The organism is Erwinia artemisiae (assembly GCF_051400835.1).
In the GTDB taxonomy this organism is placed as follows: Bacteria; Pseudomonadota; Gammaproteobacteria; order Enterobacterales; family Enterobacteriaceae; genus Erwinia; species Erwinia aeris.
Genome location: NZ_JBLFFM010000008.1, coordinates 51,972 through 74,118 on the forward strand (window position 1 = coordinate 51,972; position 22,147 = coordinate 74,118).

Annotated in this window: 18 protein-coding genes and 1 pseudogene; 13 read left to right on the plus strand and 6 right to left on the minus strand. The window is 57.1% G+C overall.

The features are described 5' to 3' along the window. Positions 1-36: 36 nt before the first annotated feature. The 3 genes from hslR (at position 37) to pckA (ending at position 3,240) form a co-directional block, all read left to right on the plus strand. Positions 37-438, plus strand: coding sequence for a ribosome-associated heat shock protein Hsp15 (hslR, locus tag ACMGEE_RS16830; RefSeq protein ID WP_301251843.1), 402 nt, complete (start codon positions 37-39; stop codon positions 436-438). 23 nt (positions 439-461) lie between these two features. Next, positions 462-1,340 carry an Hsp33 family molecular chaperone HslO gene (gene hslO / locus ACMGEE_RS16835; protein ID WP_253457617.1) on the plus strand — a complete coding sequence of 293 codons (879 nt, stop codon included), beginning with the start codon at positions 462-464 and terminating at the stop codon, positions 1,338-1,340. A 286-nt stretch (positions 1,341-1,626) separates the two neighbouring features. Next, on the plus strand, positions 1,627-3,240 hold the full coding sequence (gene pckA, locus ACMGEE_RS16840) for a phosphoenolpyruvate carboxykinase (ATP) (protein WP_253457614.1): 1,614 nt from the start codon (positions 1,627-1,629) through the stop codon (positions 3,238-3,240). A 58-nt stretch (positions 3,241-3,298) separates the two neighbouring features. Here pckA and envZ read toward each other — a convergent pair whose 3' ends face one another. Continuing rightward, positions 3,299-4,648, minus strand: a complete 1,350-nt coding sequence (gene envZ, locus ACMGEE_RS16845; RefSeq protein WP_253457611.1) for a two-component system sensor histidine kinase EnvZ — start codon at positions 4,646-4,648, stop codon at positions 3,299-3,301. Beyond that, positions 4,645-5,364, minus strand: coding sequence for an osmolarity response regulator transcription factor OmpR (gene ompR / locus ACMGEE_RS16850; protein WP_001157751.1), 720 nt, complete (start codon positions 5,362-5,364; stop codon positions 4,645-4,647). The genes envZ and ompR overlap by 4 nt, the downstream gene beginning before the upstream one ends. 290 nt (positions 5,365-5,654) lie before the next feature. Between ompR and greB the strand changes: the two genes are divergently transcribed. The 5 genes from greB to ACMGEE_RS16875 all read left to right on the plus strand — a co-directional run bounded on the left by greB (position 5,655) and on the right by ACMGEE_RS16875 (position 13,117). After that, complete coding sequence (gene greB, locus ACMGEE_RS16855) at positions 5,655-6,134, plus strand: transcription elongation factor GreB (protein ID WP_253457608.1); 480 nt, start codon at positions 5,655-5,657, stop codon at positions 6,132-6,134. Between the two features lie 98 nt (positions 6,135-6,232). Beyond that, positions 6,233-8,548, plus strand: coding sequence for a Tex family protein (locus ACMGEE_RS16860; RefSeq protein ID WP_436830365.1), 2,316 nt, complete (start codon positions 6,233-6,235; stop codon positions 8,546-8,548). Between the two features lie 224 nt (positions 8,549-8,772). After that, positions 8,773-8,997, plus strand: coding sequence for a FeoA domain-containing protein (locus tag ACMGEE_RS16865; RefSeq protein WP_253457602.1), 225 nt, complete (start codon positions 8,773-8,775; stop codon positions 8,995-8,997). Between the two features lie 14 nt (positions 8,998-9,011). Next, positions 9,012-11,312 carry a Fe(2+) transporter permease subunit FeoB gene (gene feoB, locus ACMGEE_RS16870; protein WP_436830366.1) on the plus strand — a complete coding sequence of 767 codons (2,301 nt, stop codon included), beginning with the start codon at positions 9,012-9,014 and terminating at the stop codon, positions 11,310-11,312. Positions 11,313-11,407: 95 nt separating this feature from the next. Further along, positions 11,408-13,117, plus strand: coding sequence for an alpha-amylase family glycosyl hydrolase (locus ACMGEE_RS16875; protein WP_301730906.1), 1,710 nt, complete (start codon positions 11,408-11,410; stop codon positions 13,115-13,117). Between the two features lie 19 nt (positions 13,118-13,136). On the opposite strand, the gene ACMGEE_RS16880 is transcribed toward ACMGEE_RS16875, so the two are convergent. Further along, positions 13,137-13,406, minus strand: a complete 270-nt coding sequence (locus ACMGEE_RS16880; protein ID WP_253461199.1) for a YdgH/BhsA/McbA family protein — start codon at positions 13,404-13,406, stop codon at positions 13,137-13,139. A 146-nt stretch (positions 13,407-13,552) separates the two neighbouring features. Next, positions 13,553-14,329 (minus strand): pimeloyl-ACP methyl ester esterase BioH, encoded by a 777-nt coding sequence (gene bioH / locus ACMGEE_RS16885; protein WP_253457593.1) that lies wholly within the window; start codon positions 14,327-14,329, stop codon positions 13,553-13,555. Between the two features lie 34 nt (positions 14,330-14,363). Here bioH and gntX point away from each other — a divergent pair, with 34 nt between their 5' ends. The 5 genes and pseudogenes from gntX to ACMGEE_RS16910 all read left to right on the plus strand — a co-directional run bounded on the left by gntX (position 14,364) and on the right by ACMGEE_RS16910 (position 17,418). Continuing rightward, the gene (gene gntX / locus ACMGEE_RS16890) at positions 14,364-15,044 is read left to right on the plus strand and encodes a DNA utilization protein GntX (RefSeq protein ID WP_253457590.1); all 681 of its coding nucleotides are present in this window, start codon (positions 14,364-14,366) and stop codon (positions 15,042-15,044) included. 59 nt (positions 15,045-15,103) lie between these two features. Further along, positions 15,104-15,679: a Fe-S biogenesis protein NfuA gene (nfuA, locus tag ACMGEE_RS16895; RefSeq protein ID WP_436830367.1), complete on the plus strand. Its 576-nt coding sequence runs from the start codon at positions 15,104-15,106 to the stop codon at positions 15,677-15,679. Positions 15,680-16,083: 404 nt separating this feature from the next. Then, entirely contained in the window at positions 16,084-16,731 is a 648-nt protein-coding gene (locus ACMGEE_RS16900; RefSeq protein WP_436830368.1) for a pesticin C-terminus-like muramidase, read from the plus strand. Next, on the plus strand, positions 16,718-17,071 hold the full coding sequence (locus tag ACMGEE_RS16905) for a hypothetical protein (protein ID WP_436830369.1): 354 nt from the start codon (positions 16,718-16,720) through the stop codon (positions 17,069-17,071). Before ACMGEE_RS16900 ends, ACMGEE_RS16905 begins: the two co-directional genes overlap by 14 nt. Positions 17,072-17,113: 42 nt before the next feature. Further along, positions 17,114-17,418 (plus strand): annotated as a pseudogene (locus ACMGEE_RS16910) (helix-turn-helix domain-containing protein). Between the two features lie 164 nt (positions 17,419-17,582). Here the strand turns inward: ACMGEE_RS16910 and malQ are convergent. After that, entirely contained in the window at positions 17,583-19,661 is a 2,079-nt protein-coding gene (gene malQ / locus ACMGEE_RS16915) for a 4-alpha-glucanotransferase (RefSeq protein ID WP_436830370.1), read from the minus strand. Beyond that, positions 19,654-22,074 carry a maltodextrin phosphorylase gene (gene malP, locus ACMGEE_RS16920; protein WP_436830371.1) on the minus strand — a complete coding sequence of 807 codons (2,421 nt, stop codon included), beginning with the start codon at positions 22,072-22,074 and terminating at the stop codon, positions 19,654-19,656. The genes malQ and malP overlap by 8 nt, the downstream gene beginning before the upstream one ends. Between the last annotated feature and the right edge of the window lie 73 nt (positions 22,075-22,147).

Sequence of the window (22,147 nt, forward strand, 5' to 3'; positions counted from 1 at the left end):
ACCCATACATAGGGATATTCCCAAACAGGAGCAGCGATGAAAGAGAAATCCGCAGAAGCGGTTCGGCTCGATAAATGGCTGTGGGCCGCTCGCTTCTATAAAACCCGCGCGGTCGCACGTGAGATGATTGAAGGCGGCAAAGTGCACTACAACGGCCAGCGCAGCAAGCCGAGCAAGCTGGTGGAGCTGAACGCCCAGCTAACCTTACGCCAGGGCAATGATGAACGTACGATCATCGTTCTGGCAACGGGTGACCAGCGTCGTCCGGCCGCAGAAGCCCAGCAGATGTATGCCGAAACGGCTGAAAGTATTGAGAAGCGGGAAAAGATAGCGCTGGCGCGAAAAATGAACGCGTTGACTATGCCGCATCCTGACCGTCGCCCTGACAAAAAAGAGCGCCGGGACCTGATGAAATTTAAAAATTCTGGCGACGAATAAGCTTGCCACAACGAGAGAGAATTATGGCTCATCAAGACCAAATGCACCGTTATCTGTTTGAAAATTACGCCGTACGCGGCGAACTGGTGACGGTATCCGACACCTGGCAGCAGATTATCAACGGTCACGATTACCCGCTGCCGGTACAGAAAGTGCTGGGCGAGCTGCTGGTCGCCACCAGCCTGCTGACCGCCACGCTGAAGTTCGACGGCGACATCACCGTGCAGCTTCAGGGCGACGGCCCGCTGAACCTGGCCGTGATCAACGGTAACAATCGTCAGGAAATGCGCGGTGTGGCCCGTGTTAACAGCGAGATCGCGCCGGACAGCAGCCTGAAAGAGATGGTCGGCAACGGCTACCTGGTGATCACCATCACGCCAGCCAAAGGCGAACGCTATCAGGGCGTGGTTGGGCTGGAAGGCGAAACCCTGGCCGAGTGTCTGGAAGACTACTTTATGCGTTCGGAGCAGCTGCCGACCCGCCTGTTTATCCGTACCGGCGAAGCGGAAGGCCAGGCTGGCGCAGGCGGTATTCTGCTGCAGGTTCTGCCCGCACAGGACGCCAAAACAGAGGACTTCGAGCATCTGGCGACGCTGACCGACACCATTAAAACGGAAGAGCTGCTGGGCCTGCCAGCCAACGAAGTGCTGTGGCGACTGTATCATCAGGAAGAAGTCACGCTCTACGATCCGCAGGACGTGATCTTCCGCTGCACCTGTTCGCATGAACGCTGCGGTGAAGTTCTGCGCAGCCTGCCGGAAGAAGAAGTGAATGAGATCCTGGCCGAAGACGGCAAGATCGATATGCATTGCGACTACTGCGGCAGCCACTATATTTACGATGCTGTAGATATCGCAGCGATCCGCAACGACTCTGCCGCCGGCGACGAGCGCGTGCACTGATAATACTGCGCCGTCGCCAGGCGGCGCATCTCTCTGACCATCCTATGCCTTTTTACCGTAGTCATTCCGCAAAACCCTTACGCAAATGCATACGCTGAGGCGATAATAAGCGTTTCATGTGTCGCCTCTCATTTCTGCCTCCTGTTGCTTTTCCTCAGCCTTTAGCCGTGTAAACTGCGCGCGATCGCAATTTACACTTTATTAAGAATTTGATAACCACTACGGTTAACGGCACGTGATTTCCCTTCATCTGTAATTACAACCGACCCGACAAAGGAGCAGTAACATGCGTGACCTGACCCAGCAGGATCTCGTCGATTATGGCATCACGGACGTGGTTGAGATCCTTTACAACCCGGATTTCGACACGCTGTACAGGGAAGAAACGCGTCCCGAACTGAGCGGATATGAACGCGGTATCGAAACGCAATCCGGCGCGATTGCCGTCGATACCGGCATCTTTACCGGCCGTTCCCCCAAAGATAAATATATCGTGCGTGACGAGACAACTCGCGACACGCTGTGGTGGAACGATCAGGGCAAAGGCAAAAATGACAACCAGCCGCTTTCGCAGGAAATCTGGCAGGATCTGAAAGCCAAAGTCACCAAACAGCTCTCCGGCAAACGTCTTTTTGTTGTGGATGCCTGGTGCGGCGCTAACCCGGATACGCGTCTCAGCGTGCGTTTTATTACCGAAGTGGCCTGGCAGGCGCATTTCGTTAAGAACATGTTTATCCGGCCGGATGAGGCGGCGCTGGCCAGCTTCGAACCTGACTTTGTGGTGATGAACGGCGCGAAATGCACTAACCCCGACTGGCAACAGCAGGGGCTGCATTCCGAAAACTTTGTCGCGTTTAACCTGACCGAGCGCATCCAACTGATTGGCGGCACCTGGTACGGCGGCGAGATGAAGAAAGGGCTGTTCGCCATCATGAACTATCTGCTGCCGCTGAAGGGTATCGCGTCGATGCACTGTTCGGCCAACGTTGGCGAAAAAGGCGATGTGGCGGTGTTTTTCGGCCTCTCCGGCACCGGCAAGACCACGCTGTCGACCGATCCAAACCGCCAGCTGATCGGCGACGATGAGCACGGCTGGGACGATGACGGCGTCTTCAACTTTGAAGGCGGCTGCTACGCCAAAACCATCAAGCTGTCTGAACAGGCGGAGCCGGAAATCTATCACGCTATTCGTCGCGATGCGCTGCTGGAAAACGTGGTGGTACGCGCCGACGGTTCGGTGGACTATGACGACGGCAGCAAGACCGAGAATACCCGCGTCTCCTACCCGATTTACCACATCGACAACATCGTGAAGCCCGTGTCGAAAGCGGGACACGCCCGTAAGGTGATCTTTCTGACGGCGGACGCTTTCGGCGTGCTGCCGCCGGTGTCGCGCCTGACGCCGGATCAGACGCAGTATCACTTTCTGTCGGGCTTTACCGCCAAGCTGGCCGGTACGGAGCGTGGCGTCACCGAACCGACGCCGACCTTTTCCGCCTGCTTTGGCGCGGCGTTCCTGACGCTGCATCCGACGCAATACGCCGAGGTGCTGGTAAAACGCATGGCGGCGGCGGGCGCGGAAGCTTATCTGGTCAATACCGGCTGGAACGGCAGCGGCAAACGTATTTCGCTGAAGGACACACGCGCCATTATCAACGCTATCCTCAGCGATGAGATTGCCGGGGCGGAAACCATCACGCTGCCGATCTTTAACCTGACGGTGCCGCTGGCGCTGCCAGGCGTGGACAGTGCGATCCTCGACCCGCGCAACACTTACGCCGATGCCGCACGGTGGGAAGAGAAAGCGCGCGACCTGGCGCAGCTGTTTATTACTAATTTTGATAAGTATACCGATACGGCCGCCGGTGCGGCGCTGGTATCCGCCGGCCCGCAGCTGTAGGCCAGGCGTGATAAAAAAGGCCGGATGTCTGACATCCGGCCTTTTTCATTGTTGCGGCTTATCCCGTCACGACCGCAGGCGCGGTGCTGGGCGGCAAAGGCAGCCAGGCGCGGATACATAATCCGCCCCGCTCGCTTTCGCCAATTTCCAGCGATCCCTGATGCGCATCGATAATACGCTGCACGATCGCCAGCCCCAGCCCTGTACCGCTGGTGCTGCGGGCGCTGTCGCCGCGCACAAAAGGCTGAAGCAGGTGCTTAAGCTGCTCGGGCTTGATCCCCGGCCCGTCATCCTCTACCTGGAACCAGGCGCGCTGTAGCTCGCTGCCGCTGCTGACCTTGATCCAGCCGTTGCCATAGCGAGCGGCATTAACCACCAGATTGGCGACCGCGCGCTTGATCGACAACGGATTGATATCCAGCATCAGTTCCGTCGGCATTACCGCGTTCTCGATTTCCCGCTCGTAGCCGCTTTCCGCCGCCACGACCTCGCCCACCACGCTATTGAGATCCGCACGCTCGGTCTGCATCTCCTGCCCGGTACGCAGGTAGTCGATAAACTGCTCGATAATGGCGTTGCATTCTTCAATATCTTTGTTGATCGATTCCGCCAGGTAGCCGTCTTCCTGCGACATCATTTCAGTGGCCAGGCGAATACGCGTCAAAGGCGTGCGCAAATCGTGGCTGACGCCTGCCATCAACAGCGTGCGGTCGTCGGCCAGCTGCTTCACGCCTGCCGCCATCTGATTAAACGCCCGCGTCACCGATCGCACTTCAGACGCGCCGTATTCCCGCAGCGGCGGCGGAATAATGCCCTTGCCCACCTGAAGCGCGGCGTGCTCCAGCTCCACCAGCGGTCGGTTCTGGATACGGATAAACAGCCATGCGCCGCCTATCGCCAGCAGCATAATCGCCAGCGTGTAGCGGAACAGCGGCGAGAAGTCGCCCTGATGAATTTCGGTCAGCGGCACCCGCACCCAGATATCGGGCGAAAGCCAGGTTTTCAGCCAGACAACCGGCGAATTTTTGTTTACTTCGACGCGTACGTCGGTTGGGCCGCCGAGCTGCTGCGCCATCTGCTGGCTGAGAAACTCGTAGTGTTGCGCCCAGCGTAATCCGCTCTCTTCCGCCGCCGCATTGGTATACAGCGAAATACCCAGCTCGCGATAGATTTCCCGGCGAAACGCTGGCGGCACTTCAAGCTGCGTGCCGTCCTCCAGCTGCAGCCTGTCGGTCATCAGCATTCGCACCTCATACGCCAGCACCTTATTAAACTGCTGCAGGCTGGGCAGAATGGCGAAATTCAGCACCACCAGATAGGTCGTCACCAGGCTGACAAACAGCAGGGTGACGATCAGCAGCAGCGTGCGGGCAAAGGAACTGCGGGGAGAGAAGCGGAGTCGCCTCATGCTTTACTGCCGTCCGGTACAAAGACGTAGCCTAAACCCCACACGGTCTGGATATAGCGCGGATGGGCCGGATCTTCTTCCACCATGCGGCGCAGACGGGAAATCTGCACGTCGATAGAACGCTCCATCGCGCTGTATTCGCGGCCGCGCGCCAGATTCATCAGCTTGTCGCGGGAAAGTGGCTCGCGCGGGTGGCTCACCAGCGCCTTCAGCACGGCGAATTCTCCGCTGGTCAGCGGCATCGGCTCGTCTTCGCGGAACATTTCGCGCGTGCCCAGGTTCAGCTTAAACTTGCCGAAAGCGATAACCGCTTCTTCCTGCGAAGGCGCGCCCGGCAGCTCGTTGGCCTGACGACGCAGCACGGCGCGGATACGGGCCAGCAGTTCGCGTGGGTTAAACGGTTTGGGAATATAGTCGTCGGCACCGATTTCCAGCCCTACGATACGATCCACTTCTTCCCCTTTCGCCGTGACCATAATGATCGGCATCGGGTTGCTCTGGCTACGCAGACGGCGGCAGATAGAAAGACCGTCTTCGCCCGGCAGCATCAGGTCCAGCACCATCAGGTGGAAGGATTCGCGGGTCAGCAGACGATCCATTTGTTCAGCGTTCGCGACGCTGCGCACCTGGAAACCCTGCTCGGTCAGATAACGTTCTAACAGCGCGCGCAAACGCATATCGTCATCCACGACCAGGATTTTGTAGTTTTCTTGCATTTCGATACTCCAAAGGCGCTATTGCCTGCGCCGGTATTCTTAAAAAAGATGCCTGAATGTAACAGTCAATAATGGTTTATATTCTAGCCGAAATTGTTACAAAGCATATTAAACAGCAGCTTATCTTTAATTTATCCGCGAAACTACCCCTTCAGCCGCCCTCTTTTTGCACTGAAAGATCAGGACAAACAATCAGTAACGGCGGGCCAGAAAAAACGTGAAGGTATTTGCATCGCCGGCCGGGCCGCAACAAAATAATGCGCGCACTCCCGAGAAAGAGAAGGACGACAATGAAAACCAAACTGATCACCCGCGAAGGTTACGACAAGCTGAAAGCCGAGTTGGACTATCTCTGGCGCGAAGAGCGTCCGGAAGTGACAAAAAAAGTGACCTGGGCCGCCAGCCTGGGCGACCGCAGCGAAAACGCCGACTACCAGTACAACAAGAAACGCCTGCGTGAAATTGACCGCCGCGTGCGCTACCTGACCAAGTGTCTGGAGCAGCTGCGCATCGTGGACTATTCGCCGCAGCAGGAAGGCAAAGTGTTCTTTGGTGCCTGGGTCGAAGTGGAAAACGACGACGGGGAACTCAAGCGCTTTCGCATCGTCGGCTACGACGAGATCTTCGGCCGCAAAGACTACATTTCTATCGACTCGCCTATGGCGCGCGCGCTGCTGAAAAAAGAGGTAGGCGATCTGGCCGTGGTGCAGACGCCCGTTGGCGAGGCGGGCTGGTACGTCAACGACATCACCTACGTTAAACAATCCTAATCCTGCGGATCTGCGGCCTCCTTAAGGCCATACGCTGGCAATTGCCGTCGGCAATCCGTAGACTTGCCGCAGTTTCTCAAGCCATAAAGTAACCGACAATGAAAGATTCGCTGAGCCGCATAATTGCAAGTGAGCTGCAGGCACGGGCAGAACAGGTTGATGCCGCTGTCCGTCTGCTGGATGAAGGAAACACCGTGCCGTTTATCGCACGCTACCGTAAGGAAGCGACCGGCGGCCTGGACGATACCCAGCTGCGCCAGCTGGAAGCGCGCCTGGGCTACCTGCGCGAGCTGGAAGAGCGCCGTCAGTCGATCCTGAAATCCATTGGCGACCAGGGCAAGCTGACCGACGAGCTGGCCGAGGCTATCGGCAGCACGCTGAGCAAAACCGAGCTGGAAGACCTTTACCTGCCCTACAAGCCGAAACGCCGCACGCGTGGACAGATTGCTATCGAAGCGGGCCTGGCGCCGCTGGCCGACGCCCTGTGGCAGGATCCCTCCCACGAGCCGGAGCAGTTTGCCGCAGGCTTTGTCGATGCCGAGAAAGGCGTGGCCGACACCAAAGCCGCGCTGGACGGCGCGCGCTATATCCTGATGGAGCGCTTTGCGGAAGACGCCACGCTGCTGGCGAAAGTGCGTGACTATCTGTGGAAAAACGCCCATCTGGTATCGCGAGTGGTGGAAGGCAAGCAGGAAGAAGGCGCCAAGTTCCGCGACTATTTCGATCATCACGAACCGCTGTCTACCGTGCCTTCGCATCGCGCGCTGGCCATGTTCCGTGGCCGCAACGAGGGCGTACTCCAGCTTGCACTGAACGCCGATCCGCAGTTTGACGAGCCGCCGCGCGAAAGCCAGGGCGAACAGATCATCGCCAATCATCTCAACCTGCGCCTGAACAACGCCCCGGCGGACAGCTGGCGCAAAGCGGTGGTGAGCTGGACATGGCGCATTAAAGTGATGCTGCATCTTGAAACCGAGCTGATGGGCACGGTACGCGAACGCGCGGAAGACGAGGCGATTAACGTGTTCGCCCGTAATCTGCACGATCTGCTGATGGCCGCGCCTGCGGGTATGCGCGCCACGATGGGTCTGGATCCGGGTCTGCGCACCGGCGTGAAGGTCGCTGTGGTGGACGCCACCGGCAAGCTGGTCGCCACCGATACGGTTTATCCGCATACCGGCCAGGCCGCCAAAGCCGCCGCTGCGGTCGCCGCGCTTTGCACAAAGCATCAGGTTGAGCTGGTGGCGATCGGCAACGGCACCGCCTCGCGCGAAACCGAACGTTTTTATCTGGATGTGCAAAAGCAGTTCCCCCAGGTTAAAGGCCAGAAGGTCATCGTCAGCGAAGCGGGCGCCTCCGTCTATTCCGCTTCCGAGCTGGCCGCGCTGGAGTTTCCGGATCTGGACGTTTCGCTGCGCGGCGCCGTTTCCATTGCCCGTCGCCTGCAGGATCCGCTGTCCGAGCTGGTGAAAATCGATCCGAAATCGATCGGCGTCGGCCAGTATCAGCACGACGTCAGCCAAAGCCAGCTGGCGAAAAAGCTGGATGCGGTGGTAGAAGACTGCGTTAACGGCGTGGGCGTGGATCTGAACACCGCTTCCGTGCCGCTGCTGACCCGCGTCGCCGGCCTGAGCAAGATGATTGCGCAGAATATCGTTAACTGGCGCGACGAGAACGGCCGCTTCCGCAATCGCCAGCAGCTGCTGAAGGTCGCCCGCCTGGGGCCGAAAGCCTTTGAACAGTGCGCGGGCTTCCTGCGTATCAGCCAGGGCGATAACCCGCTGGATGCCTCAACCGTTCACCCGGAAACCTATCCGGTCGTCGAGCGCATCCTGGCCGCCACCGAGCAGGCGCTGAGCGATTTGATGGGCAACTCAACCGCGCTGCGCGATCTGCGCGCCGTGGATTTTACCGACGAGAAGTTTGGCGTGCCGACGGTCAGCGACATCCTTAAAGAGCTGGAGAAACCGGGCCGCGATCCGCGTCCCGAGTTCAAAACCGCCCAGTTTGCGGAAGGCGTGGAAACCATGAACGACCTGCTGCCGGGCATGGTGCTGGAGGGTGCCGTTACCAACGTCACCAACTTCGGCGCTTTTGTCGATATCGGCGTGCATCAGGATGGCCTGGTGCATATCTCTTCGCTGGCCGACAAGTTCGTCGACGATCCGCATAAGGTGGTAAAAGCGGGCGATATCGTCAAAGTCAAAGTGATGGAGGTCGATCTCCAGCGCAAGCGTATCGCCTTAACCATGCGTCTTGACGAGCAGCCGGGCGAAACCAACGCTCGCCGCAGCGCCGGTCGCGACGCCGGTCGCCCTGCGCAGAATAAAGCGCGTCCGCGTCCTGCCGCACAGCCTGCGGGCAACAGCGCGATGGGTGATGCGCTGGCCGCCGCCTTCGGCAAGAAGTCCTGATCGCGGGCGCTAACGCGCCCGTTCTGCAAAAAGCGTGCGGCTCGCCCGATCCGCACGCTTAACAGGCGATTTTTTTGCGCGCCCTTCGCTTTTTTGTTTCCTGTTTACTTTCCAGATAACTTCCTTCGGCGTAAATTTGTCCTACATCAACTGAAGTAATAATCATTCTCAATATAATCACCCCCGTCAATTATCACGGCAGCGTAGCCTGCCAGGGTGGTGCTATGAAATTTCTTGCCAATCGCTATTACGCAATCAAAGGTTTCTCTCCGGCTATCAGTCCGGGCTTCCGGCAAAAACTGCTGTTGCAGGGGCTTTGTCCCGGTTCTCGCTTTCAGGTTAAGGCCGTGGCGCCGTTCGGCGGCCCCGTCAAAATCGAAAACGGCTATGCCAGCCTGGCGCTGCGCCGCAAAGATCTTTCCCTTATCCAGCTTGACTGCCTGAACTGAAAGCGAGCGACTCTATGAAAACCACGACGATCGGCCTTATCGGCAATCCCAACGCCGGGAAAACGACCCTGTTTAACCAGCTGACCGGCGCCCGCCAGCGCGTCGGCAACTGGGCTGGCGTCACCGTGGAGCGCAAGGAAGGTTCCTTTACCACCGCGCAGCACAAGGTGCAGCTGGTGGATCTGCCTGGCACCTATTCACTGACCACCATGTCGGAGCAAGGCTCGCTGGATGAGCAGATCGCCTGTAGCTATATTCTGAGCGGCGAGGCGGATCTGCTGATCAACGTGGTTGACGCCAGCAACCTGGCCCGCAATCTGTACCTGACGCTACAGCTGCGCGAGCTGGGCGTACCCTGCATCGTCGCGCTGAACATGCTGGATATTGCGGAAAGTCAGCATATCCATATCGATGTGGCGCAGCTGGAAAAAGCGCTGGGCTGCCCTGTACTGCCGCTGGTGTCCACACGCGGCACGGGCATCGATCGGCTGAAGGCGGCGATTGACGACTTTGACGGTCGGGCCAGGGTATTGACCGTCGATTATCCCGAAGAAACGGAGCGCTACGTCGCCACGCTCCAGGCCGCCATGCCGGTTCAGCTGCCGCTTTCGCGTCGGCGCTGGCTGGCCCTGCAGATGCTGGAAGGCGACGTCTGGTGCCGTATTCAGGCCGGTGAGCGCGCCGCAGCGCTGGCGGCACAAATCGGCCCGGAAGCGCCGCTTGCCATCAGCCAGGCTCGCTATGCCGCGATTGAAAAGCTGTGCCAGCGCGCCAGGGGAAAACAGACGGCCATTCCGCCTCGTCTCTTCGGGCTGCTTGACGCGCTGGTGCTGCATCGCTGGCTGGGTATCCCCATTTTCCTGGCGGTGATTTACCTGATGTTCTTTCTCGCCATCAACCTGGGCGGCGCGCTGCAACCGCTGTTTGAACAGGGTAGCGCGGCCATCTTTGTCGACGGCATGCAGTGGCTGGGCGCAACGCTGCACTTCCCTGGCATGCTGACGCTGTTCCTGGCGCAGGGCATCGGCGGCGGCATCAATACGGTGATGCCGCTGATCCCGCAGATTGGCCTGATGTATCTGTTTCTCTCTTTTATGGAGGATTCCGGCTATATGGCCCGCGCGGCTTTTGTCGTGGATCGGCTGATGCAGGCGCTGGGGCTGCCCGGCAAATCCTTTGTGCCGCTGATCGTCGGCTTCGGCTGCAACGTGCCTGCGGTGATGGGCACCCGCACGCTTGACGCGCCGCGCGAACGGTTGATTACGCTGCTGATGGCGCCCTTTATGTCATGCGGCGCGCGGCTGGCTATCTTTGCCATTTTCGCCTCGGCTTTCTTCGGCCAGCACGGTGCGCTGGTGGTATTCAGCCTCTATCTGCTGGGGATCCTGGCCGCAATCGTCACTGGCCTGGTGCTGAAGCACACGCTGCTGCGCGGCGAGGCGACGCCTTTTATGATGGAAATGCCTGCCTGGCACGTGCCGCATCTGAAAAGCCTGTGCCTGCAAACCTGGCAGCGGCTGAAAAGCTTTGTGCTGCGCGCCGGCAAGGTCATCGTGATCGTGAGCGTGATTATCGGCGGTCTGAACAGCTTTTCGTTCAGCGGCCAGCCCGTTTCCAGCATCAATGATTCGGCGCTGGCGACGGTAAGCCGTCAGCTGACCCCGCTGCTCGCTCCGATTGGCGTCAGCAGCGATAACTGGCAGGCTACGGTCGGGCTGCTCACCGGCGCGATGGCGAAAGAAGTAGTTATCGGCACGCTGAATACGCTTTATACCGCCGAGGCGCTGCACGAAGAAACCTTCGATCCACAGAGCTATAGCCTGCTGGCGGAGCTGAAAGGGGCGGTAACGGAAACCTGGCAAAGCGTGAAGGAAACATTCAGCCTGAGCGTGCTGCTGCATCCGCTTGATGCCAGCAAAGGCGACGGCGATATGGCAAGCGGCGCGATGGGCATGATGCACAGCAAATTTGCCAGCGATACCGCCGCCTATAGCTATCTGATTTTCGTGCTGCTTTACGTGCCTTGCGTGTCGGTGATGGGCGCGGTAGCGCGCGAAAGCAGCACCGGCTGGATGCTGTTCTCAAACTTTTGGGGGCTGAGCCTGGCCTACAGCCTGGCGGCAACGTTTTATCAGCTTGCCACCTTCACCAGCCATCCGCAGTCAAGCGCGATAGTCCTGGTCGCGGTCGCCCTGTTTAATCTGCTGCTGCTGGCGGTGATGAAAAACATCAGGCTGCCGCCAGCCCGGCTGTCGGTCAGAACCCTTGATGCCAATGGCTGCATGGGATGCAGTAAAAAAGGCAGCTGCCACTAAAGCGTCAGCCGCCGCAGGAAGTTGCGATTTCGCTTCCAGGGTCTACAGTGAACATTACGTGGCTGTAAACCAATGCGGTGGCTCACTTTATAAAAATGGAAATTATCAATAACTTAATCGATAAGATCTATGAGGGCGCTTTTCCCGCCGATACGCTGAACCAGCTGACGGAAGCCATCAGGCAGACGCAAAAAGAACTCGGCTACCAGCGTAAAGCGCACTGGGACGAAAAAGACGTGGTGCTGATTACCTACGCCGATCAGTTCCGCGAGCGCGAGGCGCCCACGCTGCGCACCTTCTCCCGCTTTTATCAGCAGCATCTCAAGTGCTTTACCCTGGTTCATCTTCTGCCTTTTTTCCCCTACTCCTCCGACGATGGCTTTTCGGTCATTGACTATCATCGGGTCAATACCATCTGCGGCGACTGGTCAGACGTGGCGGAACTGCATCAGCATACGCGGCTGATGTTCGATTTCGTCTGCAACCATATTTCTGCCCACAGCGCCTGGTTTAAGCACTATCTGGCACAGGATCCCGGCTGGGACGATTTCTTTATCAGTATGCCGCCCGGCACGGATCTCAGCGCGGTAACGCGGCCCAGAACCTCGCCGCTGCTGACGCCTTTTACGCTGGCAAACGGCGAAACCCGTTTTATCTGGACCACCTTCAGCGCCGATCAGATCGACCTGAATTTCGCCAGGCCAGAGGTGCTGCTGAGCATGGTCAGGGTGCTGCTCGACTATCTGGCAAAGGGCGCGGACTACGTGCGGCTGGATGCGGTGGGCTATATGTGGAAAACGCCCGGCACCTCGTGCATCCATCTGGAAAAAACGCACCTGCTGGTGAAGCTGTTCCGCGCTATCGCGGAGGAAGTTGCGCCCGGCACGGTGATCATTACCGAAACCAACGTGCCGCATAAAGACAATATCAGCTACTTCGGCAACGGGCGCGATGAAGCGCAGATGGTCTATCAGTTCTCGCTGCCGCCGCTGTTGCTGCACGCTATCCATTATGGTTCCTCACGCGCGCTCAAGCAGTGGGCAGCCTCGCTGGGCGTCGGCAACGGCACCACCACCTGGTTTAACTTTCTGGCCTCGCACGACGGCATCGGCCTGAATCCGCTGCGCGGCATTCTGCCGGAAACCGAAATCGTGTCGCTGGTCAGGGATCTGGCGCTTGAAGGCGCGCTGATCTCCTATAAAAACAATCCTGACGGCACCAGCAGCCCCTATGAGATCAACGTTACCTATATGGATGCGCTGAATAAAAAAGAGGACAGCGACGAGGTGCGCTTCCAGCGCTTTATGCTGGCGCATGCGGTCCTGCTGGCTTTTCCCGGCGTGCCGGCGGTTTATATTCAGAGCATTTTGGGTTCACGTAACGATATGGAAGGGGTAAAAGTAGCGGGCCACAACCGGGCCATTAACCGCGAAAAATACGCTATCGGCGAGATTGAAGCCGCGCTCAGCGATACCCACTCTTTACGCCATAAGGTGTACCATGGGCTGAGCCAGCTGATTCAGTTAAGAACGCGCCAGCCCGCTTTTCATCCCGATAACCCTGCCGAAGTGCTGGAAAGCGATAACTCACTGTTTATTTTGCGACGTCGATCGGCGCAGACGCATGAAGAGATGCTCTGTATTTATAATCTGAGCGGTAAAGAAGTTAGCTGGACGCTGCCGGACGATCGGCTCTACCGTAATATTGCCGGTAACAGCATTTTTAACAGTAATCATCCGCTGACGCTGCCGCCGTGGCACTTTCTGTGGCTGAAAAATGTGGGAGAGAAACAGCAGGCAGAATGAATTCTGCCTGCCGAAAGCTTTACTTATAAACGTCTGCGGTCGCGCTGAATTTACCGTGTTCACGGCCAGCGATAATCAGATAGTATTTGCCGCCCTTTTCATCCGCCAGCTTCGACAGCACCGCTTTGGCATCCATTGGCGAAGTGGTTTCCGCCGTGGTGTGCACCGTGCCGATTTTTTCCAGGTTCATGGTTTTGACTTCTTCTCGGGTCACCTCTTTCGCCGCCAGCGCGGCAAAAGGCAGGGACAGCGCCAGAAAGGCAACGGCCATCGTTTTTAATTTCATCAGAGACACTCCCGGTTAATGTTATTGTCGTCGGCTGCCGGATGAGAATGCTGGGCAGGAATTCAGCCTGCCCACTCAGAGGTAAAGCGGTCAGCAGCCCCTGATAATTATTATCGGTAACCCGCAATTCGCCAGTTTTCTGAACAAAATTAACGCGGCAATTTCAATCCAAAATCAATCAGTTGCTTGCAGAACGCTTCGGCATGGGAAATAAAAGGCGCGTGTGCGGCCTTGTCGATGATAACCGCTTCGCTGTCGGGCCAGCGCGCATCCAGCAGCGGTGCGATTTTACGCGGCACCAGGCCGTCCAGCGCGCCGTAAATACGCAGCAGTGGCACCTGTAATGCCTGCATCGGTTCGCGCAGATCGACGGTGCGCAGAATTTCCAGCCCGCCCTGCAGCACGCTGACTTCCGGAGCAGGCAGTGAGAGCACCACGCTTTTGAGCTGGCGCGCATCCTGCCTGGCCGTTTCCGTGCCCAGCGTTTGCAGCGCCAGGAAGCGCTCGACGGTACGCTGAAAATCCTCGCTCAGCTGCTGCTGAAAATTGCTTAGCGTCTCGGGTTTGATGCCCGGCCAGTCGTCCTGCGCGGTAAAACAGGGGGAAGAAGCCACGCTGACCAGCCCGCTGACGCGTTGCGGATGCTGCAACGCCAGCGAACTCGCCACCAGGCCGCCTAACGACCAGCCCAGCCAGACGGCGCGGGCAGGCGCAAAGGGCAGCAGGTTCGCCACCATCTCCTCCACGCCCATCGCCGGAAACCCTTCGCTGCGGCCATAACCGGGCAGATCCACCAGGTGCAGACGAAAATGCGGGCTGAGTCGCGCAATGATGTTCTGCCAGACGCCCGCGTTCAGTCCCCATCCGTGGAGCATCACAAGATCGCGATCTCCCGTGCCGATTGTCTGCCAGTAAAGCTGAGCCATCTATTACTATCCTGTTTTTGTCATGGAGGACGCTATGCTAACAATGCCCGCCGCCTGTTGGCTATGCCGGATGCCGCTGACGCTGGCCCATCACGGTATATGCAGTTACTGCCAGCGCGCCCTGAAACCGCCCTGTTGCTGTCCGCGCTGTGGCTTATCGACCTTTTATCCCAATGAGGAGTGCGGACGCTGCCAGCGCCATCCGCCCTCGTGGCAGCGGCTGGTTTTTGTCGCCGACTGGCAGCCGCCGCTAAAAGAGCTGGTCAAAAAACTGAAGTTTTCGCAGCAAACAGCACTATCGGTGATGCTGGCGCGCCTGATTTTGCTAACCTGGTTAACGGCCCGTCGTGAAGGCAGGCTCCAGCGTCCCGATCTGCTGCTCTACGTTCCGCTGCATCGCAGCCGCGCCTGGCGGCGTGGTTATAATCAGCTGGACGATATGGCCCGCTATCTGGCGCACTGGCTTGCCATTCCCTGCGCGCCGGGCGGCCTGAGCCGGAAAAAAAGGACGCGCACCCAGCACTTTTTATCGGCCCGCGCCAGACGGCGTAATCTGCGGGGCGCCTTTAAGGTTGAAATCGAGGTGAAAGGACGGCATATCGCTTTACTGGATGACGTCGTCACCACCGGCAGCACCGTTGAAGAAATCGCCCGGCTCCTGCTGCGTGCGGGTGCGGCCAGCGTACAGGTCCTGTGCCTTTGCCGCACCTTGTAGAGCGTCGGCGATGAGCGTAAAATAAACCCACTAATTTAGTCAACTATTGAGCAATCGCCATGATCCGAATTACTGATTCTGCGCAAGAGCACTTCGCAAAACTGCTGTCAAAACAGGAAGAGGGCACCCAGATTCGCGTATTCGTTATCAATCCGGGTACGCCCGGTGCGGAATGCGGCGTTTCTTACTGCCCACCCGATGCGGTAGAAGCCACCGACACCGAGCTGAAGTTCGAGAAGCTCTCCGCCTACGTTGATGAACTGAGCGCGCCCTACCTGGAAGACGCCGAGATTGATTTCGTCACCGATAATCTGGGTTCCCAGCTGACGCTGAAGGCGCCAAACGCCAAAATGCGTAAGGTGAGCGACGACGCGCCGCTGATCGAGCGCGTGGAATATCAGCTCCAGGCCACCATTAACCCACAGCTGGCGAGCCACGGCGGCAAGGTATCGCTGATGGAAATCACCGACGACGGCTTCGCTATCCTGCAGTTCGGCGGCGGCTGTAACGGCTGTTCAATGGTTGATGTGACGCTGAAAGAAGGTATTGAGAAAGAGCTGCTGACGACCTTCCCCGAGCTGAAAGGTGTGCGCGATCTGACCGAGCACCAGCGTGGCGAACACTCTTTCTACTGAGTGCGCTAAACTACCGCAATGAACCGGGTGAGTCATGGGCCGCCCGGTTTTTTTATACAGCCTCTTTCATGCCTTAAAAAATCAGGACATAAATTCTGATACCGATTGGTTAAATGGCTGCACAGGCCCAACTCTTCTGCTTCTGCTTCTGCTTCTGCTTCTGCTTCTGCTTCTTCCGTCAGTATTTATAATATTTCAGGCACCTCATCTTTTATTTTCCAGTTATTTATTACGTTACAGGGTCAATTAACCTTCTTTACTATTACTTACTTTAAAGGCGCCGGAAAAATAATCACCCTTGATTAAAGGAGAACGCAAGAGATATCATTTGTCCGGAATGATAGCCTGACAAGGCCATGCTGAAAGCAAAGAGAGAAAGAACACAACTCAAAGGATTGAATAACATGTCAGAACCGAAAAAAGGTATATTAACCTTCCGAGCCGAAGGTGATAATTTAAAATCAAGCAATTTTTACTCACGAAAAATACACTGGCCTGGTCTATCAGCATCCTGTAGCAACAATAACTCTGGCGTAACGATTGGCCGTGGCTACGATATGGGTGACAAAACCAAAATTGAAGTATCCATCAGCCTGCAAAAAGCAGGTATCGAAAGGGAAAAGGCAGAAGCAATCTCAAAAGGCGCTGGTTTAAAAGGCTGTTCAGCTTACAATTTCGTGATAAAAAACAGAAGTGCAATTAGCGATATAACAGAAAAAAAGCAGGTAGAACTTTTTAAAAATACTTATGAAGAATTGAAAAGAGCTGTTGAGCGGATTTGTAAGGACAGGTTTACTATTACTAAATATCATCCAGATCCTGGTATATCACCCACGTTGGCATGGAGCAGGATCCCGGAAAAGATAAAAGATATTCTTATAGATTTACGTTACCGTGGGGACTATAACCTGAAAACCAGAAAGCATCTACAACGGCTGGCGTATACAGGCGATATGAAAGGCTTCGGGCGCGTTATTGCAGGCGAAACCCTTTGGCATAATGTCCCTAAAGACAGATTCAACAGAAGGGTCAGTTTCTATGAAAATAACTAACAAAATCCTGTTTCTCTCTGTTTTTTCTTTCAATGTAAATGCTGCTTTTACCGAGGCAGAAATAAAACAGCTTGAAGAGATAAATAAAAGCTCGGTGGTAAAAAAAGAACGAGCGAAAGCGGCTCTTGGCGCGACGACAGAAAAAACAATAGCGCACTTTCCAGAGCAGAGCGCCAGTATAACGGCGCTGAAAAAATCGTGGGAAGAGACAATCAAAAAGAAATGTCGGTTACTGACATCCGCATCCAGAAACAGCGATGCAGAAATAGCCGCTGAAAACCTGTGTCTGGCAGAGGAATATGCCAAAGCAGCAAAATTCTTTAATGAACTAAATTATTGAGGCGTTCAGCCGACACCTGGCCGAAATGGAGAGGAAAGAAAAATGACTAATTTGAATGATTTCCTGAAAGCTGAATTTTCAGAGGCCGAGCGCACAGAGATCCAACGGATGGCTGACGAGCTGATTCTGGAAACCGGCCTGCAGCTACTGCGGGAAGAACTGGCGCTGTCTCAAAAAATCGTCGCTGAAGCTATGGCGTGAAACCACCGCGTATCACACAGATTGAACAAAGCGGAGCCGATCGGCGCCTGATTACTATCAAGCGTTATATCGAGGCTATGGGCGGAAAACTCAGCCTGCTAATCGAAATGCCCGGCGAATTAGGCAGCCGTACCCTGCGGGTTTAAGGATGCTGGCGCTGGCCGAACAGACGGCATCCGTGCCAGTGCGCGAAGCGCTCTCCTCTCTCTGCACTTGCTTCCCGTCCCTCCGTTGCCGGTTCAGCGCAGCGCCTTCTTCCTTCTATGCTTGCTTTCCGTCCCTCTGCCGCCGGTTCCGCGCGTCCCTGCTTTTACACTTTCTTTCCAACCTTGCGCCGCCGATCCACATCCTTCAGCAGCAGATTGACCTGCTTGTCGGCAAAAGTTTCTGTCACCGTTTTGCTGAGCTTACGACGCCAGTTGGGATACTGATCCGTGGTGCCCGGTACGTTAACCGGCTTGTCCATATCCAACAGATCTTCCGGCTGAAGCCCCAGCAGCGCGCTGTCGGTGTCGGCAAGAAAACGGTGCATTCCCCGACTCAGCTGCGGCGTCATTTTCACCAGGGCGGCCTTTTTGCCACTGTCTTTCGGCACGCAGCCGTAGCGATGCAGCGCCTCCAGCAGCGCCTGTTTCTGCCGCGCTCTGTCTTCATAAAGACCGCGCAGCACCACCTTATCGGGATACAGACCCAGCTTCTCGCCCATCTCCAGATCGACAGCGTTCCAGAAGCCGCGCAGCGTCGGCAGGTCGTGCGTGGTGGCGCTCGCCATGGCCTGACGCGCCCACTTGTCCGGCGCGCGATAGCGATCGGGCTTTTCCTGCTCGAAATAGAGCACTTTCCAGGAGTAGATGCCGCTTTGCCGCAGCTTTGAGACGATCTCGACGGGCACCGTCCCCAAATCTTCCCCAATCACCATACATTGGTTACGCTGGCTTTCCAGCGCCAGGATCGCCATCAGATCGTCAACGGGATAGTAGACATAAGCGCCGTAATTGGCGGTTTCACCGTAGGGGATCCACCACAGGCGCAGCAGCGACATTACGTGGTCGATACGCAGCGCGCCGCAGCTCATCATGTTCGCTCTGAGCAGGTCGATAAAAGGCTGGTAGCCGCGCGCGGTCATGATATGCGGATCCATCGGCGGCAGTCCCCAGTTCTGTCCCAGCGGGCCAAGGATATCCGGCGGCGCGCCTACCGATGCATCCATACAGTACAGTTCGCGATCGCACCAGGTTTCCGCGCCGCCTTCCGCCACGCCCACCGCTAAATCGCGATAAAGTCCAATCGGCATGGCGTGCTGCTGGCTGACCTGCCAACACTCTTCAAACTGTCGGTTCGCCAGCCATTGCAACCACAGCCAGAAACGCACTTCGTCCTCGTTGTCGCGGCAGAATTGCTGTACGGCTTCGCCATGTGCTTCCCGCAGATTTTCCGGCCACACCGGCCAGCCCCAGGCATCTTTATTTTCGCGCCGCATGGCGCCATGCAACGCGTCGAAAGCGGCCTGCCAGTAAAGGCTTTCACCGCCCTTTTCGATAAAGGCGGTAAAATGCGCCTGGCTGTCATCATCCTGCTGACGCTGGCTGAACCGCTGCCAGGCATAGCGCAGGGCCGTCATTTTCAGCTCCCCTACCGTGTCATAATCTACCCACTCGGCCTCTCTGGCCTGCTGCAGGCGACTCTGGATGGCCTTACCGCGCAGCCAGCGCTGGCCTTCTTTGCTTTCCTGAAATTCCGGGACGGCATTAACGTCGATATAGAGAACGTTGAGCCAGCGCCGCGAAGAGGGGCTATATGGGCTGGCGTTTGCCGGGCTGGCAGGATAAAGCGAGTGGATAGGATTGAGGCCGATAAACGACCCGCCGCGCTCGGCAATTTCAGTCAGCATTTGCTTCAGATCGCCAAAATCGCCAATTCCCCAGTTCTGTTCGGAGCGTAGCGTATAAAGCTGGACGCAGGCGCCCCACAACTTTTCGCCCTGGCGCAGCGGCTCCGGCTCGTAGCAGCGTTTCGGTGCAATGATAATCCGGCACGGCCAGCTCTTTTTCCCCTGACGCAGGGACAGCGTGTGATAGCCATAGGCCAGCGAGGAAGGCAGCGTGAGGGCTTCTCCGGCATTGATCTCGCCCTGATAGTCACGGCCTTTTTCGCTGGTCAGCTGCCACTGGTAGCTGCCCTTGCCGCCGATTTCCAGCGTCATTGTCCGCTTGCGCAGGAAAACCTTGCACGGCGGGATTGGGCCGGGTTTACTGCGGTTGGTTGACATCGCTGCCAGCAGGCGCTGCCGAATGTCGGGGGAAATATCTTCCTGCTCGCCTTTGGCGTTGATGTATTGGGCGGCGATACCTGCCGCTGCTGCTGCCTGCTCAAATTTCTTTTTATCCATTGCTGCTCCCTGTACGTTTGGCCTGCCAGATGCGCTGCTGATAGTCATGAATAGAACGGTCGGAGCTGAACATGCCGCAACGCGCGGTATTGAGGATGGTCATCCTTGTCCAGGCTTCCTGGTCAAGATAGTGCTGTTCGGCGCGCTTTTGCGCTTCGCAATAGCTGGCGAAGTCGGCCAGCGCCAGCCAGTAATCACCGCCCTCGCCCAGGCTGTTAAGCAGCGGCGCAAAGGCTTGTTTATCGCCATTGCTGAAGAAGCCGTTCTCCAGCTCTTTCAGAATGGCGTTGAGATGCTTATCTTTTTTACGCAGCTTCAGTGGCGCGTAGCCTTTTTTCCGCAGCGCTTTCACTTCGTCTACCGTGTGGCCGAAAATAAAGATGTTCTCTTCGCCTACCTGCTCTGCAATCTCCACGTTGGCGCCGTCCAGCGTGCCGACGGTCAGTGCGCCGTTCAGCGCCAGCTTCATATTGCCGGTGCCGGAAGCCTCATAGCCCGCCGTGGAAATCTGCTCCGAAATATCCGCGGCCGGGATCATCAGTTCCGCAGCGGTAATGCGATAGTCCGGGATAAACACAACCTTCATTTTGTCGCCGATAAGCGGATCGTTATTGATTTTCTCCGCCACTTTGTTGATGGCATAAATGATATTTTTTGCCAGGTAATAACCCGGCGCGGCTTTAGCACCGAACAGAAAGACGCGCGGCACCCACGCCATATCGGGATCTTCACGCAGCCTTTTGTAGCAGGAGAGAATATGCAGCAGCCCAAGATGCTGACGCTTGTATTCGTGCAGCCGCTTGATTTGCACATCGAACAGCGCTTCGGGACTGACTTTGATCCCGGTCACGCGGTGAATATAGTCCGCCAGCCGCACCTTATTATCATATTTGATCTGGCGATAGCGCTGGCGGAAAGCCGCATCGTCGGCGAACGCTTCCAGCCCTTGTAACGCCTCCAGATGGTTGACCCACTCCACTTTCAGCGTGTCGTCGAGCAGCGTCGCCAGCTGTGGATTGCATTGCTTAAGCCAGCGGCGCGGCGTAATGCCGTTGGTGACGTTATGAAATTTGGTTGGCCAGAGCCGGTGGTATTCCGGGAACAGATCCTTAACCACCAGCGCCGAATGCAGCGCCGCCACGCCGTTCACCGCAAAACAGCTGACCACGCACAGGTTCGCCATACGCAGCTGGTTGTCATGCAGCAGCGCCAGCTTTGCCCAAACCGCCTCGTCGCCCGGCCAGACTTTATCGACCTGCTTTTTAAAGCGCCTGTCGATCTCTTTGATAATCATAAAGTGGCGCGGCAGCAGCGCCCGCACCAGCCGCTGATCCCAACATTCCAGCGCTTCCGGCATCAGCGTGTGGTTGGTATAGGCGAAAGTTTTACTGACGATGGCCCAGGCGTCGTCCCACGCCAGCTGGTGCTCGTCCAGCAGCACGCGCAGCATCTCCGGAATGGCAATAGTGGGATGGGTATCGTTAAGCTGGATCACTTCGTAGTCAGGCAGTTCGGCAATATGGCGTCCGGCAAGATGATGGCGGCGCAGAATATCCGCCACCGAGCAGGCGCACTGAAAATATTGCTGCATCAGACGCAGGCGCTTGCCTTCCTGATGGTTGTCGTTGGGATAAAGCACCCTGGTCAGCTTTGCCGCCTCGATGCCCTGCTGCTCCGCCTGAAGAAATTTGCCGTCGTTAAACAGCGTCAAATCGAAAGGATGCGCGTGGCTGGCCTGCCAGAGCCGCAGCGGCTGCGTTACGCCGTTGCGGTAGCCGACCACCGGCAGATCCCAGGCCTCGCCGCGCAGCATAAAAGCGGGCTGCCAGTCGACGCTGCCCTCGTTGTTTTTGGTGACTTTCCCGCCGAAACCGACGTTAACATCCAGCGCGCTATTGTGGCGAAACCACGGATAGCGCTCGCGATGCCAGTCGTCAGGCGCCTCGATCTGGCGGCCATCGTCAAAGGACTGGCGAAACAGGCCGTACTGGTAGTTCAGCCCGTAGCCGGTGGCGGACTGCCCGACCGTCGCCATTGAATCCAGATAACAGGCGGCCAGCCGTCCCAGCCCGCCGTTGCCCAGAGCCGGATCGACCTCTTCCTCCAGCAGCTCGCTCAGGCTGCACTGGTGAGCGGCCAGCGCCGCTTTTACCTCGTCATACCATCCCAGGTTCAGCAGCGTGTTGCCGGTCAGCCTGCCAATCAGAAATTCCATGGAAATATAGTTTACGTGGCGCTGCTGCTTTGCCGGCTTTGCGGGCGCGGCAGCGGCCAACATCTCGGCCAGCGCGCCGCTGAGCGCCTGCCACCACTGGTGAGACGTCATTTCATCTGCTGAAGAAAGGCCGGTGCGCTGCCACTGGCGGGCCAACGCCGCCTCGAAACGAGCCTGATTAAATTTCTGCTGCGACATACCGCTTCCTTTTAAAAGAGTAAGAGGAACACTGGCGGAACACATACAGTTAAGACCTGAACAGTAAAAAATG

Coding starts and splice junctions, on each gene's coding strand:
- hslR (WP_301251843.1), top strand. CDS start 37: ATGAAAGAGAAATCCGCAGAAGCGGTTCGGCTCGATAAATGGCTGTGG.
- hslO (WP_253457617.1), top strand. CDS start 462: ATGGCTCATCAAGACCAAATGCACCGTTATCTGTTTGAAAATTACGCC.
- pckA (WP_253457614.1), top strand. CDS start 1,627: ATGCGTGACCTGACCCAGCAGGATCTCGTCGATTATGGCATCACGGAC.
- envZ (WP_253457611.1), bottom strand. CDS start 4,648: ATGAGGCGACTCCGCTTCTCTCCCCGCAGTTCCTTTGCCCGCACGCTG.
- ompR (WP_001157751.1), bottom strand. CDS start 5,364: ATGCAAGAAAACTACAAAATCCTGGTCGTGGATGACGATATGCGTTTG.
- greB (WP_253457608.1), top strand. CDS start 5,655: ATGAAAACCAAACTGATCACCCGCGAAGGTTACGACAAGCTGAAAGCC.
- ACMGEE_RS16860 (WP_436830365.1), top strand. CDS start 6,233: ATGAAAGATTCGCTGAGCCGCATAATTGCAAGTGAGCTGCAGGCACGG.
- ACMGEE_RS16865 (WP_253457602.1), top strand. CDS start 8,773: ATGAAATTTCTTGCCAATCGCTATTACGCAATCAAAGGTTTCTCTCCG.
- feoB (WP_436830366.1), top strand. CDS start 9,012: ATGAAAACCACGACGATCGGCCTTATCGGCAATCCCAACGCCGGGAAA.
- ACMGEE_RS16875 (WP_301730906.1), top strand. CDS start 11,408: ATGGAAATTATCAATAACTTAATCGATAAGATCTATGAGGGCGCTTTT.
- bioH (WP_253457593.1), bottom strand. CDS start 14,329: ATGGCTCAGCTTTACTGGCAGACAATCGGCACGGGAGATCGCGATCTT.
- gntX (WP_253457590.1), top strand. CDS start 14,364: ATGCTAACAATGCCCGCCGCCTGTTGGCTATGCCGGATGCCGCTGACG.
- nfuA (WP_436830367.1), top strand. CDS start 15,104: ATGATCCGAATTACTGATTCTGCGCAAGAGCACTTCGCAAAACTGCTG.
- ACMGEE_RS16900 (WP_436830368.1), top strand. CDS start 16,084: ATGTCAGAACCGAAAAAAGGTATATTAACCTTCCGAGCCGAAGGTGAT.
- ACMGEE_RS16905 (WP_436830369.1), top strand. CDS start 16,718: ATGAAAATAACTAACAAAATCCTGTTTCTCTCTGTTTTTTCTTTCAAT.
- malQ (WP_436830370.1), bottom strand. CDS start 19,661: ATGGATAAAAAGAAATTTGAGCAGGCAGCAGCAGCGGCAGGTATCGCC.
- malP (WP_436830371.1), bottom strand. CDS start 22,074: ATGTCGCAGCAGAAATTTAATCAGGCTCGTTTCGAGGCGGCGTTGGCC.